At 62.1% G+C, this 17,005-nt stretch carries 15 protein-coding genes; 1 reads left to right on the plus strand and 14 read right to left on the minus strand.

The genetic code is table 11. The features are described from left to right. Positions 1-40 precede the first annotated feature (40 nt). The 12 genes from rfaE1 to serC all read right to left on the minus strand — a co-directional run bounded on the left by rfaE1 (position 41) and on the right by serC (position 13,117). A complete protein-coding gene (gene rfaE1, locus AAGS40_RS10825) occupies positions 41-1,048 on the minus strand; it encodes a D-glycero-beta-D-manno-heptose-7-phosphate kinase (RefSeq protein WP_345811253.1) in 1,008 nt (335 codons plus the stop codon). Beyond that, positions 1,002-2,417, minus strand: a complete 1,416-nt coding sequence (locus AAGS40_RS10830; protein ID WP_345811254.1) for a UDP-glucose/GDP-mannose dehydrogenase family protein — start codon at positions 2,415-2,417, stop codon at positions 1,002-1,004. The genes rfaE1 and AAGS40_RS10830 overlap by 47 nt, the downstream gene beginning before the upstream one ends. 123 nt (positions 2,418-2,540) lie before the next feature. Next, the gene (gene lapB, locus AAGS40_RS10835; RefSeq protein ID WP_345811255.1) at positions 2,541-3,716 is read right to left on the minus strand and encodes a lipopolysaccharide assembly protein LapB; all 1,176 of its coding nucleotides are present in this window, start codon (positions 3,714-3,716) and stop codon (positions 2,541-2,543) included. A 68-nt stretch (positions 3,717-3,784) separates the two neighbouring features. Next, complete coding sequence (locus AAGS40_RS10840) at positions 3,785-4,078, minus strand: LapA family protein (protein WP_345811256.1); 294 nt, start codon at positions 4,076-4,078, stop codon at positions 3,785-3,787. A 304-nt stretch (positions 4,079-4,382) separates the two neighbouring features. Then, positions 4,383-4,709, minus strand: coding sequence for an integration host factor subunit beta (locus tag AAGS40_RS10845; RefSeq protein ID WP_074300394.1), 327 nt, complete (start codon positions 4,707-4,709; stop codon positions 4,383-4,385). Between the two features lie 21 nt (positions 4,710-4,730). Next, a complete protein-coding gene (rpsA, locus tag AAGS40_RS10850) occupies positions 4,731-6,464 on the minus strand; it encodes a 30S ribosomal protein S1 (protein WP_020068971.1) in 1,734 nt (577 codons plus the stop codon). 176 nt (positions 6,465-6,640) lie between these two features. Continuing rightward, positions 6,641-7,327, minus strand: coding sequence for a (d)CMP kinase (cmk, locus tag AAGS40_RS10855; protein WP_345811257.1), 687 nt, complete (start codon positions 7,325-7,327; stop codon positions 6,641-6,643). A 34-nt stretch (positions 7,328-7,361) separates the two neighbouring features. After that, a complete protein-coding gene (gene aroA, locus AAGS40_RS10860; protein WP_345811258.1) occupies positions 7,362-8,666 on the minus strand; it encodes a 3-phosphoshikimate 1-carboxyvinyltransferase in 1,305 nt (434 codons plus the stop codon). 18 nt (positions 8,667-8,684) lie between these two features. Beyond that, entirely contained in the window at positions 8,685-9,635 is a 951-nt protein-coding gene (locus tag AAGS40_RS10865) for a prephenate dehydrogenase/arogenate dehydrogenase family protein (RefSeq protein ID WP_345811259.1), read from the minus strand. 49 nt (positions 9,636-9,684) lie between these two features. Then, entirely contained in the window at positions 9,685-10,797 is a 1,113-nt protein-coding gene (gene hisC / locus AAGS40_RS10870) for a histidinol-phosphate transaminase (protein WP_345811260.1), read from the minus strand. A gap of 80 nt (positions 10,798-10,877) precedes the next feature. Further along, positions 10,878-11,960 (minus strand): prephenate dehydratase, encoded by a 1,083-nt coding sequence (gene pheA / locus AAGS40_RS10875; protein ID WP_345811261.1) that lies wholly within the window; start codon positions 11,958-11,960, stop codon positions 10,878-10,880. Positions 11,961-12,034: 74 nt separating this feature from the next. Next, a complete protein-coding gene (gene serC / locus AAGS40_RS10880) occupies positions 12,035-13,117 on the minus strand; it encodes a 3-phosphoserine/phosphohydroxythreonine transaminase (protein ID WP_345814369.1) in 1,083 nt (360 codons plus the stop codon). Between serC and AAGS40_RS10885 the strand changes: the two genes are divergently transcribed. Further along, on the plus strand, positions 13,031-13,351 hold the full coding sequence (locus AAGS40_RS10885) for a hypothetical protein (RefSeq protein ID WP_345814470.1): 321 nt from the start codon (positions 13,031-13,033) through the stop codon (positions 13,349-13,351). The genes serC and AAGS40_RS10885 overlap by 87 nt on opposite strands. Here AAGS40_RS10885 and AAGS40_RS10890 read toward each other — a convergent pair. Together AAGS40_RS10890 and gyrA are read right to left on the minus strand one after the other, a co-directional pair. Beyond that, complete coding sequence (locus AAGS40_RS10890; protein ID WP_345814371.1) at positions 13,335-13,937, minus strand: DUF2059 domain-containing protein; 603 nt, start codon at positions 13,935-13,937, stop codon at positions 13,335-13,337. The two genes, AAGS40_RS10885 and AAGS40_RS10890, sit on opposite strands and share 17 nt — an antisense overlap. A gap of 185 nt (positions 13,938-14,122) precedes the next feature. Then, positions 14,123-16,768: a DNA gyrase subunit A gene (gene gyrA, locus AAGS40_RS10895; protein ID WP_345811262.1), complete on the minus strand. Its 2,646-nt coding sequence runs from the start codon at positions 16,766-16,768 to the stop codon at positions 14,123-14,125. Between the last annotated feature and the right edge of the window lie 237 nt (positions 16,769-17,005).

The following is a 17,005-nucleotide window of genomic DNA, read 5'->3' on the forward strand; positions in this document are numbered from 1 at the left end:
TCCGGGCGAGCGCAAGCGACGGTCAGCGCGGCGGCTCGTATCAATGAAAGAGTTCGTCGTAATCGACGGTGGCGGTGCCGAGTTTGCCGACCACGATGCCGGCCGCGCGATTCGCGAGCCCGACCGCCTCGACCAGCGTCAGACCCGCGCCCAGCATGGCGGCGAGCGTGGCGATCACGGTGTCGCCGGCACCCGAGACATCATACACTTCGCGTGCAACCGCCGACGCGTGCAGGATGCCGTCGTCGGAGAAGAGCGTCATGCCTTCTTCGGAGCGCGTGAGGAGCAGCGCCTTGAATTCGAGTTCTTCGCGCAGTCGGGTCACGCGGGCGATCAGATCGTCTTCCGATTTCCACTGCCCCACCACTTCGCGCAACTCGGCGCGGTTCGGCGTGATGACCGTGGCACCCCGATAGCGCTCCCAGTCGTCGCCCTTCGGGTCCACCAGCACCGGCTTGCCCGCCGCATGCGCCTTCGCGATCATCTGCGTGACGTGCGTGAGACCGCCCTTCGCGTAGTCCGACATCAGGATCACGTCATGCGACGGCAGCAGTTCGTCAAAACGCGCAAGGCCCGCAAGCAGCACTTCGTGCGCGGGCGTGTTCTCGAAGTCCACGCGCAGCAGCTGTTGTTGCCGCGACAGCACGCGCAGCTTGATCGTGGTGAGCAGATCGGGATCGCGTTCCAGATGCGGCGCAACACCGCTCTCCCCGAGCAATTGCACGATCCGCTCGCCAGGCTCGTCGTGACCGACCACGCAGAGCAAGCCCGCCTGGGCGCCGAGCGCCACCGCATTGCGCGCGACGTTCGCCGCGCCGCCGAGACGGTCTTCCTGACGCTGCACATGCACGACCGGCACCGGGGCTTCCGGCGAGATACGGTTCACGTCGCCGAACCAGTAACGGTCCAGCATCACGTCGCCCACCACCAGCACGCGCGCCGCGCCGAGTTGCTGGCGCGGCACGAGCGTCAGTTCCGGTGCCGGTTGCGACGGTGCGCCCTCAGGCATGGCCGGGGCCATTGGCCGGAAGTTCAGAGGGTTGTGCATAGGGACGTCCAATCGAGTGATAGTCGATGCCCAGTTCGGCCATCGTCTCCGGTTCATACAGGTTGCGGCCATCGAAAATGAGCGGCGATTTCAGCACCGATTTCAGGTACACGAAATCCGGGCTCTTGAATTCCTTCCACTCGGTCACGACCACGAGTGCGTCGGCGCCGGTCAGCGTTTCGTCCTGAGTGCTCGTGAACGTGAGACGTGCAAGCTGATCCGGCGCGTCCTGCAGATCCATCGCGAAGACGCGCTGCGCTTCCGTCAGCGCAACCGGATCGTACGCGCGAACACTCGCGCCGCGCCTGAGCAACTCGGCAATCACGCGACGGCTCGGCGCCTCGCGCATGTCGTCGGTATTCGGTTTGAACGCGAGACCCCAGACGGCGAACGTGTGGCCGCGCAGATCGTCGCCGAGCCGTGCGGTGATCTTCTGCACCAGCACGTCTTTCTGGTCGTCGTTCACCTGCTCCACCGCTTCCAGGATGCGCAGGTTCTGACCGATCTCGCTCGCAGTACGAATCAGCGCCTGTACGTCTTTCGGGAAGCACGAACCGCCATAGCCGCAGCCCGCGTACAGAAAGTGATAGCCGATGCGCGGGTCCGAGCCAATGCCGCGACGCACCGACTCGATATCCGCGCCGACGCGATCCGCCAGGTTCGACATCTCGTTCATGAACGAGATGCGCGTGGCGAGCATGGCGTTCGCGGCGTACTTCGTGAACTCCGCCGAACGCACGTCCATATAAAGCGTGCGCTCGTGATTACGGTTGAACGGCGCGTACAGGCGCTTCATCAGCTCGCGCGCGCGCTCGCCGGCTTCATCCTCGTCGATGCCGATCACGATGCGGTCCGGGCGCATGAAGTCGTCCACCGCCGCGCCTTCCTTCAGGAACTCCGGATTCGACACGACAGAAAAGCCGTACTGACCGTTATCCGCAAGCCCGCGTTTCGCCAGTTCTTCGTCGATGACCGCGCGCACGCGCTGCGCGGTGCCCACCGGCACCGTCGACTTGTCGACGATCACCTTGAACCCATTCATCATGCGGCCGATATTGCGCGCCGCCTCCAGCACGTATTGCAGGTCGGCCGAGCCGTCCTCGTCGGGCGGCGTGCCAACGGCGATGAACTGCACGTCGCCGTGCGCCACGCTCGCTTCGATATCCGTTGAGAACTGAATGCGCCGCGCCGAGCGCGTGCGTTTGATTATTTCCTGCAGGCCCGGCTCGTGGATCGGCACACCGCCGTTGTTCAGGATCTCGATCTTGCGCGGATCGACGTCGAGGCAGAACACATCGTGGCCGATTTCTGCGAGACACGCGCCAGTGACGAGGCCGACATAGCCGGTGCCGATAATGGTGATTTTCATACGCTTTCCGGTAGGAGGTTCCCGTGAGGGTTTTTCGTAATCAGCCTGGCCGCGACGACACCGCCGGGTCAGTTCCGCCTGACGGGCCGCCGGTGCGACCCGCCGTTACGAAGACGTCCGCAATCAGTTCGACGCCGCGATCGGTTCGACGCGACGCGGCGCATAGGTTTCCCAACCGCTGCAGCCGGGGCATTGCCAGTAAAAGAGCCGCGCCCTGAAACCGCAATTCTGGCACGTATAGCGCGGCAGATTCTTCGTACGCTGACGGATCAGCGTGCGCATCAGCTCCAGTTCGCTGCGGCGCGGCTCTTCGGCGACGGCTTGCTGCGCTTCGAGCAGCCGCGTCATGCCGGCGAGGTTGGGCGCTTTCTGCATCTGCGAGCGCGCCAGCGCGTGCGCCGCATCCGGACCACGCAACGACGCAACGTGCTGGTACGCGACGTCGAGCAAATCATTCGACGGATAGCGGTCGACCCACGAGGTAAGCAGGTCGGCGCCGTCTTGCGGACGGCCGAGCGCTTCATAGGCCTTCATCAGCTTTTCCGCCACAAGCGGCAAATAAGCCGGATTCTGCTCCTCGACGCGCAACCAATGCGCAATCGCCGCTTCCTGCGCGCCGCCGGCCGCGTCGACATCGCCGAACAGAATCGTGGCGCGCACATTGGTCGGATTGGCTTTCAGCGCGAAACCCAGCTGCCGGCGTGCTTCGTCCGGATTCTTCTGCTGCAGCGCTTCCTGTGCGAGTTCGCAATGAAACTGGGCAATTTCCTTGTCGAGCGATTCGGCGCCCATCGTTTCGAGATGGCGGGCGGTGTCGATCGACTTCACCCAGTCCTTCTCAATCTCATAAATGGTAAGCAGCGCACGCTGTGCGCCGAGCGAGTAGTCGCCCGTCTCAAGCGAGCGGAACGTCTCTTCCGCACGATCGAGCAAGCCGGCCTTGAGGAAATCCTGGCCGAGTTCATATAGCGCGTGATCGCGTTCGCTAACCGGCAGGTCGGCACGGCTCAGCAGATTCTGATGCACGCGAATCGCACGATCTGTCTCGCCCCGCCGACGAAACAGATTGCCGAGCGCAAAATGCAGCTCCACGGTTTCCGGGTCGAGTTTGACGACTTCGATGAACGCGTCGATCGCCTGATCCGGCTGTTCGTTGAGCAGAAAATTCAGACCGCGAAAATACGAGCGCGGCAGGTTCGCGCTTTCCGACAGCAACGTCTTGAGGTCGTAACGCGCAGCCATCCAGCCGAACGCGAAAGCGACGGGTATGACGAGCAGCCACCAGAAATCTAGATCCATGCGATCAATGTCAATGTGCGGAAAACCGAGGGGTGAAGAACCGCACTTTGGCAGAGCGGTTCACGAATTCAGATCAATGGCGGCATGGGCGGCTGTTCGACGACAACCGGCGCTTCGCGCGCAACACGCAACTCGCGCTTGAGCCGCCCATTCTCCATGCGCAGGCGCACCATTGCCGGCAACGACGACACTAGCCCCGCCAGCAACCCCACGACGAAGAACGCGAGGCCGATCAGAATCAGAGGCGCCGACCATGCATAGCCTGCGAGGAAATTCAGCGTAGCGGGTTGTGTATTGGAGAGCGCGAGCACCAGCAGCAGCACGAACACCAGCACACGGATCAGCCAGACGATAAATTTCATGTATAGGTCTCTTGACGGCAGTTGCGGGGTGACGCCGGCTTGGATGACGCGTCGCGCCACGGTGTTGCCCGCGCCGAAGTGACCCGTATTGTAATGGAAGGCCCCGCGGCTGGGCAGGAACTGGCGGATAGCAGCCTTAGGCGGGACCTATCGGTGCTCGCCGCCAGGTGCGTTGACGATCTGACGCTTACATAAAAGTACAGGCGAAAAAAAAGCGCCCGAGGGCGCTTTTCATGGTCTTTTGCCGTCTGGCTTTGGCCGCTGACGCTACCAAGGCCACGCCGCCAACCGCACGGCGGGGCGCTTACAGGTCGTCGTCATCCGGCTCTTCGGCTTTCAGCGGTTCGCCCGAACGCCGGTCGACCCGCTCACGCAATTCCTTGCCCGGCTTGAAGTGCGGTACATACTTCTCGGGTACCAGCACCTTCTCGCCCGACTTCGGATTGCGCCCGACGCGGGAGGGACGGCGGTTGAGGCCGAAGCTGCCGAAGCCGCGAATTTCGATGCGATGACCGTTGGCAAGTGCCTCCGACATCGCATCAAGCATCGTCTTCACCGCGAAATCCGCATCTTTAAGAACAAGTTGCGGAAATCGCGTAGCCAGCTGGGCGACCAATTCCGATTTGGTCATACTGCAGCAGACCTCTCAGGCTTACTGGTTCTGGCCGTCGAGCTTGGCCTTCAGCAGCGCGCCGAGGTTCGTCGTGCCGGTAGCAGCTGCACTCGAGTCCGACGAAGCCAGGCCGCGGATCGCTTCCTGTTGCTCAGCCGAATCCTTGGCCTTGATCGACAGGTTGATGCCACGCGATTTGCGATCGATGTTGATGATCATCGCGTTGACCTTGTCGCCTTCCTTCAGCACGTTGCGAGCATCTTCCACGCGGTCCTGGGCGATTTCCGAAGCGCGCAGGTAGCCTTCGACTTCCGCCGACAGCTGAACCACTGCACCCTTCGCGTCCACCGTCTTGACCACGCCGTCGACGATCGAACCCTTGTCGTTCATCGCAACGAAGTTGCTGAACGGGTCGCCTTCGAGCTGCTTGATACCCAGCGAAATACGTTCCTTCTCGACGTCGATGCCGAGAACGATCGCTTCCACTTCGTCGCCCTTCTTGTACTTGCGAACCGCTTCTTCGCCCGTTTCCGACCACGACAGATCCGACAGGTGAACCAGACCGTCGATGCCGCCTGGCAGACCGATGAAGACGCCGAAGTCGGTGATCGACTTGATTGCGCCTTGCAGCTTGTCGCCCTTCTTGAAGTTGCGGCTGAAGTCGTCCCACGGGTTCGGCTTGCACTGCTTCATGCCGAGGCTGATACGGCGGCGGTCTTCGTCGATTTCGAGAACCATGACTTCGACTTCGTCGCCCAGCTGCACGACCTTCGACGGTGCGACGTTCTTGTTCGTCCAGTCCATTTCCGACACGTGAACCAGGCCTTCGATGCCCGATTCGACTTCGACGAATGCGCCGTAGTCGGTGATGTTGGTGACCTTACCGAACAGGCGCGTGCCCGACGGGTAACGGCGCGAGATGCCTTCCCACGGATCGTCGCCGAGTTGCTTGATACCCAGCGAAACGCGGTTCTTTTCCTGGTCGAACTTGAGGATCTTCGCGGTGACTTCCTGGCCAACCGACAGCACTTCGCTCGGGTGACGCACACGACGCCATGCGATGTCGGTGATGTGCAGCAGGCCGTCGATACCGCCCAGGTCCACGAACGCGCCGTAGTCGGTGATGTTCTTGACCACGCCTTCGACGATCGCGCCTTCCTTCAGCGTTTCGAGCAGCTTTGCGCGCTCTTCGCCCTGGGTCGCTTCGATCACGGCGCGGCGCGACAGCACCACGTTGTTACGCTTGCGGTCGAGCTTGATGACGCGGAATTCCAGCGTCTTGCCTTCGTACGGGGTCGTGTCCTTGACCGGACGCGTGTCGACCAGCGAACCCGGCAGGAACGCGCGGATGCCGTTGACCATCACGGTCATGCCACCCTTGACCTTGCCCGTGATCGTGCCGGTCACGAGTTCGTTGTTGTCGAGCGCTTTTTCCAGCGACAGCCACGAAGCCAGACGCTTCGCCTTGTCGCGCGACAGGATCGTGTCGCCATAGCCGTTTTCCAGCGCGTCGATCGCGACGGAAACGAAGTCGCCCGCCTGCACTTCTACCTCGCCCGCGTCGTTCAGGAACTCTTCGAGCGGGATGTAGGCTTCGGACTTGAGACCAGCGTTGACGACCACGAAGTTGTGGTCAACACGCACGACTTCGGCGGAGATCACTTCGCCAGCGCGCATGTCTTGCTTGGTCAGCGACTCTTCGAACAGAGCCGCAAAAGATTCGGTATTCGGGGTAGAGGTTTGCAGGTCGGACATAAAAATCGAAATTTGCATGGTTCTCGCGGTGCCCGGCTGGCCGGACGGTCAGCTACTTCGGCGAAACTGCGAATGCCACGCGGGGTTAAAGGGTTAACACAACGCTTTACGACGATCGTAAAGCACCTACTGACAACGGACTTCTACTGCGCCACGCCTGGCACGCAACGCTTATTGCTCACTGCTTACTTCTATCAGGCGTGGGGGACTAACGCTTCATACCATTGCACTACCTGCTCGACCGCCTGGTCGACAGACAATGCCGAGGTATCGAGCAGCCTGGCATCCGCTGCGGGCTTAAGCGGCGCGGCCGTGCGCTGACTGTCACGCTCGTCGCGCTCGCGCAAATCCCGGAGCAAGTCAACTATATTAGCAGAAAATCCTTTTTGGATCAATTGCTTATATCGGCGCGCCGCGCGGGCCTCCACGCTGGCCGTCAGGAACACCTTCAGGGTTGCATCCTGGAAGATCACCGTGCCCATGTCGCGGCCGTCCGCGACGAGGCCCGGCTCCTTGCGAAACGCCCGCTGCCGCGCCACCAGCGCGGCTCGCACGGGCGCGTGCACCGCGATGGCCGACGCCCGGCCACCCACTTCCTCCGCGCGAATGTCGGCGGAAACGTCGACACCGTCGAGTTGCGCCAAGCCTTCGCGAAAGGTGATGTGCAGGTCGTCGATCAGCTTGACGAGCGCGTCGGCGTCGTGCGCCTCGACGTTGTAGCGCATGCTCGCGAGCGCCGCGAGGCGGTACAGCGCACCGCTGTCCAGCAGGTGGAAGCCGAGACTCGCGGCCACCAGCGCGGCGACGGTGCCCTTGCCGGAGGCACTCGGGCCGTCGATTGTAATGACGGGCGTCTGGTGAAAGGGACGGGTCGGTTTCATCTAAAAGGTCGCACGTCAGACGATTCGGGTCGAATCAGGGTTGGGTGAGCGCAATAAAACGCTCGAAGTAATCAGGAAAAGTCTTGCCGACGCACTTCGGATCGTTGATCCGGATCGGCACGCCGCCGAGGCTGACCAGCGAAAAACACATTGCCATGCGGTGATCGTCGTAAGTGTCGATCGAGGCGTTCGGGACCAGCGTGGCAGGCGGCGTGACGACGAGGTAATCCTCGCCCTCCTCCACTTTCGCGCCGACCTTGCGCAACTCGGTGGCCATCGCGGCGATCCGGTCGGTTTCCTTCACGCGCCAGCTCGCGATGTTACGCAGCGTGGTCGTGCCGTCCGCGAACAGGGCGGCGACGGCAATCGTCATCGCCGCGTCGGGAATCAGGTTGAAGTCCATGTCGATCGGATCGAGCTTGCCGTTGTCGTTGCCGACGCCGCGCACTTCGATCCAGTCCTCGCCCATCTGCAGATTTGCGCCCATGCGGATCAGCGCGTCGGCGAAACCCACGTCGCCCTGGATGCTCGCGCGGCCGACGCCCTCCACCTTCAGCGGACCGCCGCCAAGCGCACCGGCTGCAAGGAAATACGACGCCGACGACGCGTCGCCTTCCACCATGATCCTGCCCGGGGACTGATAGCGCTGGCCCGACGGTACGACGAAGCGATGCCACTCATGCCGCTCGACCGCGATGCCGAAGCGCTCCATCAGCTTGATCGTGATATCGATGTACGGCTTCGAGATCAATTCGCCGTCCACCTGCACGATCGTCACGCCGCTTTCCGTGCGCAGCAACGGCAGCGTCATCAGCAGCGACGTGAGGAACTGGCTCGATACGTCGCCGCGCACGCGAATCGGCGCATCCACTGCGATGGGTGCGGGCCGGATCCGCAACGGCGGATAGCCCTCGTTTTCCTCGTAATCGATCTTCGCGCCGATCTGGCGCAAGCCGTCGACCAGATCGCCAATCGGCCGCTCGTGCATGCGCGGCACGCCGTGAATGCGATAGTCGCCGCCGTTCACCGCAAGCGCGGCCGTCAACGGGCGCACCGCCGTTCCTGCGTTGCCGAGGAACAGATCGGCCCGGCGCGCAGTGAACGCGCCGCGCGTGCCCTGGACGACGCATGTGTCGCCGTCGCGCGTCAGACGCACACCGAGCTTTTCGAGCGCGTCGAGCATCACGCGGGTGTCGTCGGAATCGAGCAGGTTGGTGATCGTCGTCTCGCCTTCGGCAAGCGCGGCCAGCAGCAGCACCCGGTTCGAAATGCTCTTGGAGCCTGGCAGACGCACCGTGCCGGACGCACGGGAAAAGGGTCCGAGATCGAGGAATTCCATGATTGTGTCCAGTTCCGGTTAGTTCGACACGTTACGGCCGGTGGGGACCGCGTCGGCCGCGCGATGCTCCTGCCACTCGCTGCGCGCCTCGCGCGAGCGGGCGAACACTGCTTCGAGCGCGGCGCCGTCGCCAGCTTCAATGGCGGCACGCAAACGCGCGAGCACCGCCGTGTAGTCGTCGAGTTCTTCGAGCAGCGCGACGCGATTCGCCACGCACACGTCGCGCCACATTTCCGGACTCGACGCGGCAATGCGCGTGAAGTCGCGAAAACCGCCTGCGGCAAAGGAAAATTTCAGATCGGCGTCGGGTGAATTGAGAATCTGCTCGACCAGTGCGAACGACAGCACATGCGGCAAATGGCTGACCGACGCGAGCACGCGGTCATGCTGCGCGGGCTCCATTTCGCGGACGCAGGCGCCGGTGGCGCGCCACATCGCGGCGACCCGCTCTACGGCGTGCGGCGTGTTTTCCGGCAGCGGACACAGCACGACGTTGCGATTCACGTACAGATCGGGCAGCGCCGCGTCCGGGCCGCTCGCTTCGCGGCCGGCAATCGGATGTCCGGGCACGAATTGCCCGACACGGCGCTCGCCGAGCGCGGCGCGCGCGGCGGCGACAACGTCTGCCTTCGTGCTGCCGGCGTCGGTAACGATCGTGTTGGCGTCCAGAAACGGCGCGATGCGTTCGAGCAGAGGCTGCGTCTGTGCGACGGGCGCCGCGAGCAGCACGAAGTCCGCGCCGTCGAGCGCGTCGCGCAGCGCGGCGTCGTCGTTCAACGACACCGCCCGGTCGATCACGCCCAGTTCCAGCGCCCGCGCACTCGACGCAGCCGACCGGCCCACGCCGATCACCGTGCGCTTGCCGGTTGCGTCTGAGCGCTCGCGCAGCGCGCGCGCAAGCGATCCGCCGATCAGGCCGAAACCAAAAATTACCAGCTTGTCAAAAGAAAACGCGGCCACGTCGGTCACACAAAAAGCGCGCTCATTCGCATGAGACGCGCGAGTCAAGAAATACCGCTTACGCGGCGGCGAGCGCCTTTTCGAGCGCCGCGATAAACGCTTCGTTCTCCTGCGGCAGGCCGATCGTAATGCGCAGCCATTGCGGCAAACCATAGTTGCCGACCGGACGGACGATCACACCCTGCTTGAGCAGCGCCAGATTCACACGATTGCCCGCGGCGTCGTCATGACCGACGCGTACCAGCACGAAATTGCCGTCCGACGGCACGTATTCGAGACCGAGCTTGTCGAACGCTTCGGTCAAACGCCGATAGCCTTGCGCATTCAGCGCCGCGCTTTTTTCGAGAAATGCCGTGTCGTTCAGCGCGGCAATCGCCGCCGCTTGCGCGAGCGTGTTCACGTTGAATGGCTGACGCAGACGGTTCAGCAGATCCGTCAATTCCGGCTGCGCAATCGCAAAACCGACGCGCAAGCCTGCGAGGCCGAACGCTTTCGAGAACGTGCGCGAGACCAGCAGATTCGGGTAACGGCGCACCCACGCGATCGAGTCGTAGCGCTTTTCTTGCGGCAGATATTCCGTGTACGCCTCGTCGAGCACGACGACCACGTTGCGCGGCACCTGGTCCAGAAACGCTTCGAGCCTGGGACCTTCGATGAACGTGCCGGTCGGATTGTTCGGATTGGCGACGAAGATCAACCGCGTGTCGTCGGTGATCGCTGCGAGCATCGCGTCGAGATCGTGGCCGAATTTCACGGCCGGCACGACGATCGCGCGCGCGCCCAGGCCTTGCGTGGCAAGCGCGTACACCGCAAACGAATACTGCGCGTAGACGATCGACTCGCCCTTCTGCACGAATGCATGCGCCGCGATTTCGAGAATGTCGTTGCTGCCGTTGCCGAGCGTGATCCAGTCGGCCGGCACGCCGTAACGCTCGCTGAGCGCCGCCTTCAGTTCGAACGCATTGGCGTCCGGATACCGGCCAAGTTCGCTTGCGGCCTGCGCCATGGCGCGTTGCGCCGACTCCGGCATGCCCAGCGGATTTTCGTTCGATGCGAGCTTCACGATCGTCGCTTCATCCAGACCGAACTCGCGCGCGACCTCCGAAATCGGCTTGCCGGCGACATAGGGCGCAATCTCGCGCACATAGGAAGGACCGAAGGACGTTGTCATGAAATGATCTCCGAACGACTGTGAATAATTGAATGGGCAGACGGCGCGCGCAGACGGCGCCGCTTGCCGGGTGCATGCGATCAACGGGCGCGCGGATATGAGCCCAGAATCTTCAGGAAAGCCGCCTTTTCACCGAGTTCAGTCAACGCCGCGGCAACCGCCTGGTCGTCGCGATGACCTTCGACGTCGATGTAAAAATAGTATTCCCACGTACCGACTCGCGCCGGGCGCGACTCGAAACGCGTCATGGACACGCTGTGGCGCGCGAGCGGTTCGAGCAGCTTGAACACCGCGCCTGGTTCGTTGTGCACGGAAACGATCAGCGAAGTCTGATCGTGGCCGCTCGGCCCCGCCGGCTGCTTGCCGATCATCACGAAGCGCGTGCGATTGTGCGGGTCGTCCTGAATCAGCGCGTAGGCAACTTGCAGGCCATAGTGGGTTGCGGCACGGTCGCCGGCAATGGCCGCAACCGTTGGGTCCCCGGCCGCGAGGCGTGCCGCCTCGGCATTGCTCGATACCGCCTGCCGCTCCAGGTGCGGCGCGTTCGTGGACAGCCAGCGCTGACATTGCGCGAGCGCCTGGGCATGCGCGCACACACGCGTGACGCCCGTCAAACCACCGTTGAGCGTCAACAAATTATGGTGAATCGGCAAAGCCAGCTCGCCGCCGATGGTGAGCTGGGTTTGCAGCAGCAGATCAAGCGTGCGCGACACCGCGCCTTCGGTCGAATTCTCAACCGGCACGACGCCGAACTCGGCTGCGCCCGCTTCGACCGAACGAAACACTTCGTCGATCGACGGACACGGCAAGCCTTCGATCGACTGACCGAAGTACTCGTGCATGGCCTGCTCGCTATACGTGCCGACCGGCCCGAGGTACGCAGCCTTGATGGTCTTTTCGAGCGCGCGGCTCGCGGCCATGATCTCGCGCCAGATTGCGCTGATGTGCTCGCTCGCGAGTGGACCTTCGCTCATGTCCTGCAGGCGCGCGATCACCTGCTGTTCGCGTTCCGGACGAAACACCGGCGCGTTGAAATGCTTCTTGACTTCACCCACTTCGAGCGCCACCGCAGCGCGCTGATTCAGGAGCGCGATCAGTTGTGCGTCGAGCGCGTCGATGCGCTCGCGAAGGGGTTTGAGTCGGGTATTGAGTTCGTCGTCCATGCGTGAAAACGGCCCTGCCGGTAGCTGCTGCACAAATGCGTGCTGGAAAGGATGCGCGCCTCCTGGCCCAGGGCTCAGGCGCTGCGCTGCTCGAATTCCTTCATGTATTCGACTAGCGCTTTGACGCCTTCGAGCGGGACGGCGTTATAAATCGACGCCCGCATGCCGCCGACGGACTTGTGGCCCTTCAGCTGCACCATTCCCCGGGCTTTCGCGCCGGCGAGGAAATCTTCGTTGCGCGACTCGTCGGCGAGAAAGAACGGTACGTTCATTCGCGAGCGTGAGCCGTGCTCGACCTTGTTCAGATAGAAGCTGCTCGAATCGATTGCTTCGTACAACAGCCTGGATTTTTCGAGGTTAAGCGCTTCGATCGCGGCAAGGCCGCCCTGCTTCTTCAACCACTTGAACACCAGCCCTGCAATGTAGATGGCATAGGTAGGCGGCGTGTTGTACATCGAATTATTTGCAGCGACGGTCTTCCACTCGAACGCCGACGGACAGACCGGCTGAGCACGATCGAGCAGATCTTCCCGCACGATTACGACCGTCACCCCGGCCATGCCGATGTTCTTCTGCGCGCCGCCGAAAAGCACGCCGTACCTGGAGATGTCCATAGGGCGCGACAGGATATGCGACGACGCGTCCGCGACGAGCGGAATATCACCCAGGTCAGGAATCTCGAACGTTTCGACGCCGTGAATCGTTTCGTTCGTGCAGAGATGCACATAGGCGGGATCGTCGGACAGTTGCCACTCCGACCGGGCCGGCGCGCGCGTGAAACCTTCGGCCGTTTCTCCGCTGGCCGCCAGATGCACGGTGCCGTACTTCTGCGCTTCCTTGAGCGACTTCTGCGACCACGAGCCGGTCACGACAAAATCAGCTCGAGGTTTCGCGCCCATCAGATTCATCGGCACGATGGCGTTTTCGCCCAGACCACCGCCTTGCAGAAACAGGATGCTGTGGCTTGCCGGAACCTCGAGCAACGCGCGCAGATCGGCAAGCGCCTCTTCGTGGATCGACAAGAACTCTTTGCCGCGATGGCTCATTTCCATCACGCTCATGCCGCTGCCTTGCCAATCGAGCATTTCGTCGGCTGCGTGACGGAGCACTTCTTCGGGCATGGCCGCGGGGCCGGCGGAGAAATTAAAGACGCGCATCATGAGATCCTGGAAGCAGGCGCGAGAGCAACGGTTCGCGCCAATGTCGGCGAAGTGGGCTACTGCGAAGATTTCGCGCCCGAAAAAGAAATGGCCGTCTGCGCGTGTGCGCAAACGGCCATTATCGCATTGTCACCGCCAACCCGCCAAACCCGATGGGGTAAAGCCTACCGGGCGATCGATCGAGACGGCGCCAATGCAGCCTTCAGACCTGAGCTTACTTGGCCGGCTTGACTGCAGCGACTTCCTTGTCAGCCTGGTCGCGCGTTGCCTTGATCGATTGCGGCATGTACTTCTGCATCAGACCATTTACGACGTCGCGGCCCACCTGGTCTTGCACCTGGATGAACTTGCGGCCGGTCGGGCTCTTGTAGAACGCGGTCAGATCCTTGATCTCCGACGTGCTGTAGTACTTCGCATAAGCGTCGTACTGAGCTTCCATCGCGTCCTGACGGAAACCGTCAGTGGCGAACACCTGGCCCGCGCCGTCAACCAGCTTCGGCACGGCGTTCTTTTGCAGCGTCGGGACGGAAGCCTGCTTCTGCTTGTCCGTCATCGTCTTGTTTTCGCTCAGCGCGTCCGACAGGATAGCCGGGACCAGCTGCTTGGCTTGCATCTGTGCGCTGTTGCCGATCGCGCCGACGAGCTTCTGTGCATCGATTGCGTCCAGCAGGTCTTTGATTGCTGCCTGCTTGGCCGGGTCAACCGGTGCTGCGGCAGCAGCCGGGGCCGCCGGAGCCTGGCTTTGAAGCGCTTGAGCCATGGCAAAGGTCGGCACGAGGGCAGCCAGCAACATCAGTTGTTTGAATCGTTTTTGCATCATTACTCCCTAATGGAAATTAACTTGAACTGCGAGCCGCGCGAGATGCGTGCCGGTCCGACACACCCGACACGCCATAACTCCCGGCGCAGCTTTCAACCCGTACTTTCGACCATGGATTGCAGCGGTTGACGTTGACTCACGGCGCTGGACTCGAAGCCACGGCCGGATGTCTCCGGCGTGGGTCAGGCCGCGCCACCGTCTTCACCGCCGTTGCCGCCATTGCCGCCTTCAGCAGGACCCTCGGTGTCGCCTTCTGCCTCGCCATCCGTCTCTGCCTCGGCCACCTGCTGCAGACCTGAAAGCTTGGTTCCTTCGTCAAGGCTGATGAGTGTAACACCTTGGGTTGCGCGTCCCATTTCTCGAATTTCCGACACGCGCGTGCGGATCAGCACGCCCGTATTGGTGATCAGCATGATCTGCGCTTCCGAATCCACCAGCGTCGCGGCGACGACCCTGCCGTTGCGTTCCGACGTCTGGATCGCGATCATGCCCTTCGTGCCGCGCCCGTGACGGGTGTATTCGGTGATGGGTGTGCGCTTGCCGTAGCCATTCTCGGTGGCGGTCAGCACCGACTGCTGCTCGTCACCCGCCACCAGCAGCGCAATGACATTCTGACCGTCTTCGAGCTGCATGCCGCGCACGCCGCGCGCTTCACGGCCCATAGGACGCACGTCGTTTTCGTCGAAGCGAACTGCCTTGCCCGAGTCCGAGAACAGCATCACATCGTGCTGGCCGTCGGTGATGGCGGCGCCGATCAGGTAATCGCCGTCATCCAGACCGACCGCAATAATACCCTTGCGCAACACGCGGCCAAAAGCCTCCAGCGGCGTCTTCTTGACGGTTCCTAACGCGGTGCCCATAAAGACGAATTTGTCGGCTGAAAATTCCTTGACCGGCAACACCACTGTGATCTTTTCGCCTTCCTGAAGCGGGAAGATATTGATGATCGGACGGCCACGCGAATTGCGCGAACCTTGCGGCACTTCATAGACCTTCACGCTGTACACGCGGCCACGGTTCGAGAAGCACAGAATGTGATCATGCGTGTTCGCAATGAACAGCGTGTCGATCCAGTCGTCTTCCTTCATCGCGGTGGCCTGCTTGCCCCGCCCACCGCGCTTTTGCGCGCTGTATTCGGACAACGGCTGCGATTTCACATAGCCCGCATGCGACATGGTCACGACCATTTCCTGCGGCGTGATCAGGTCTTCGGTGTTCAGCTCGGTCGCGTTCAGTTCGATCTTCGAGCGGCGTGCGTCGCCGAATTCGGTCTTGATCGACGTCAGTTCGTTGACGATGATCGCCGTAATGCGCTCCGGGCGCGCAAGAATGTCCAGCAGGTCGGCGATCTGGGCCATGACGTCACGGTACTCGCCGATGATTTTGTCCTGCTCCAGACCCGTCAGGCGTTGCAGACGCATCTGCAGAATTTCCTGAGCCTGGGTGTCCGAGAGGCGGTAAAGGCCGTCGGACTGCATGCCGAATGCCGGATTGAGCCCGTCGGGACGGTAGGCTTCGCGACCGCCCGCCGTCGCGTTTTCCGTCTCGGCCCGCACCAGCATTTCACGCACCAGCGACGAGTCCCACGGACGCGCCATCAACTCCTGCTTCGCAATGGGAGGCGTGGGCGCAGCCTTGATAATCGCGATGAACTCGTCGATATTGGCCAGCGCAACCGCCAGACCTTCGAGCAAGTGACCGCGTTCGCGAGCCTTGCGCAGTTCATATACCGTGCGGCGCGTGAGCACTTCCCGGCGATGCGACAGGAAGCAGGACAGCATTTCCTTCAGGTTCAGCAGCTTCGGCTGGCCGTCGACCAGCGCGACCATGTTCATGCCGAAGGTGTCCTGAAGCTGCGTCGCCTTATACAGATTGTTCAGCACGACCTCGGGCACTTCCCCGCGCTTCAGCTCGATCACGACGCGCATGCCGCTTTTGTCGGACTCGTCGCGGATATCGGAAATGCCTTCGAGCTTTTTCTCGTTGACCAGTTCGGCGATGCGCTCGAGCAGCGAACGCTTGTTCACCTGATAAGGCAGCTCGTCGACGATGATCGCCATGCGCTGGCCGCGATCGATTTCCTCGAAGTGCGTGAGTGCGCGCATCACCACGCGGCCGCGGCCCGTGCGATAACCGTCGCGCACGCCGGCCACGCCGTAGATGATGCCGGCCGTTGGGAAATCAGGCGCCGGAATGATCTCGATCAACTCGTCGATCGTAGCTTCCGGGTTTTTGAGCAGATGCTGGCACGCGTCGACAACCTCGTTCAGGTTGTGCGGCGGAATATTGGTCGCCATACCGACCGCGATGCCGGACGACCCATTGATCAGCAGATTGGGAATGCGCGCGGGCAGAATGGCCGGCTCGTTCTCGCTGCCGTCGTAGTTCGGTGTGAAATCGACCGTTTCCTTGTCGATATCGGCCAGCAGTTCGTGGCCGATCTTCGCCATGCGGATTTCGGTGTAACGCATCGCCGCGGCATTGTCGCCGTCGACCGAACCGAAGTTGCCCTGTCCGTCCACCAGCATGTAGCGCAGCGAGAAGTCCTGCGCCATACGGACAATGGTGTCGTATACAGCTGTGTCGCCGTGCGGATGGTATTTACCGATCACGTCGCCCACGATACGCGCCGACTTCTTGTACGCGCGGTTCCAGTCGTTGTTCAGTTCGTGCATCGCATACAGCACGCGCCGGTGAACCGGCTTCAGGCCGTCGCGAACATCGGGGAGCGCGCGCCCTACGATTACGCTCATCGCGTAATCGAGATACGAACGGCGCATTTCCTCCTCTAGGGAGATTGGCAGAGTCTCTTTGGCGAATTGATCCATTATCCGTATCTTTTACGTGCCAAGACGAGGGTAATACCGCGCCTTCGCGTAAGCATTGCAGGCGCAATGCATCACGCGATTCTAACATGGCAGGCATCCATGCCCGGCGCGCGCACGTATACCTATTAGTGGCCCTTTAATGAGACGCACAAAAGCGGCATTTCGACGCCCCATTTTCGAGCCGGTCAGGCTCGATTCGTGCGTGGGGCAATCCGCCGCTCAGCCATGACTGGCGGT

Origin of the sequence: Paraburkholderia sp. PREW-6R, from assembly GCF_039621805.1 — a bacterium.
In the GTDB taxonomy this organism is placed as follows: Bacteria; Pseudomonadota; Gammaproteobacteria; order Burkholderiales; family Burkholderiaceae; genus Paraburkholderia.

Excerpts from the sequence above, each read along its gene's own strand:
- AAGS40_RS10830 (WP_345811254.1), bottom strand. The coding sequence starts at position 2,417 with ATGAAAATCACCATTATCGGCACCGGCTATGTCGGCCTCGTCACTGGC.
- cmk (WP_345811257.1), bottom strand. The coding sequence starts at position 7,327 with ATGAAACCGACCCGTCCCTTTCACCAGACGCCCGTCATTACAATCGAC.
- hisC (WP_345811260.1), bottom strand. The coding sequence starts at position 10,797 with ATGACAACGTCCTTCGGTCCTTCCTATGTGCGCGAGATTGCGCCCTAT.
- AAGS40_RS10890 (WP_345814371.1), bottom strand. The coding sequence starts at position 13,937 with ATGCAAAAACGATTCAAACAACTGATGTTGCTGGCTGCCCTCGTGCCG.
- AAGS40_RS10840 (WP_345811256.1), bottom strand. The coding sequence starts at position 4,078 with ATGAAATTTATCGTCTGGCTGATCCGTGTGCTGGTGTTCGTGCTGCTG.
- rfaE1 (WP_345811253.1), bottom strand. The coding sequence starts at position 1,048 with ATGCACAACCCTCTGAACTTCCGGCCAATGGCCCCGGCCATGCCTGAG.
- gyrA (WP_345811262.1), bottom strand. The coding sequence starts at position 16,768 with ATGGATCAATTCGCCAAAGAGACTCTGCCAATCTCCCTAGAGGAGGAA.
- lapB (WP_345811255.1), bottom strand. The coding sequence starts at position 3,716 with ATGGATCTAGATTTCTGGTGGCTGCTCGTCATACCCGTCGCTTTCGCG.
- AAGS40_RS10845 (WP_074300394.1), bottom strand. The coding sequence starts at position 4,709 with ATGACCAAATCGGAATTGGTCGCCCAGCTGGCTACGCGATTTCCGCAA.
- aroA (WP_345811258.1), bottom strand. The coding sequence starts at position 8,666 with ATGGAATTCCTCGATCTCGGACCCTTTTCCCGTGCGTCCGGCACGGTG.
- rpsA (WP_020068971.1), bottom strand. The coding sequence starts at position 6,464 with ATGCAAATTTCGATTTTTATGTCCGACCTGCAAACCTCTACCCCGAAT.
- pheA (WP_345811261.1), bottom strand. The coding sequence starts at position 11,960 with ATGGACGACGAACTCAATACCCGACTCAAACCCCTTCGCGAGCGCATC.
- serC (WP_345814369.1), bottom strand. The coding sequence starts at position 13,117 with ATGCGCGTCTTTAATTTCTCCGCCGGCCCCGCGGCCATGCCCGAAGAA.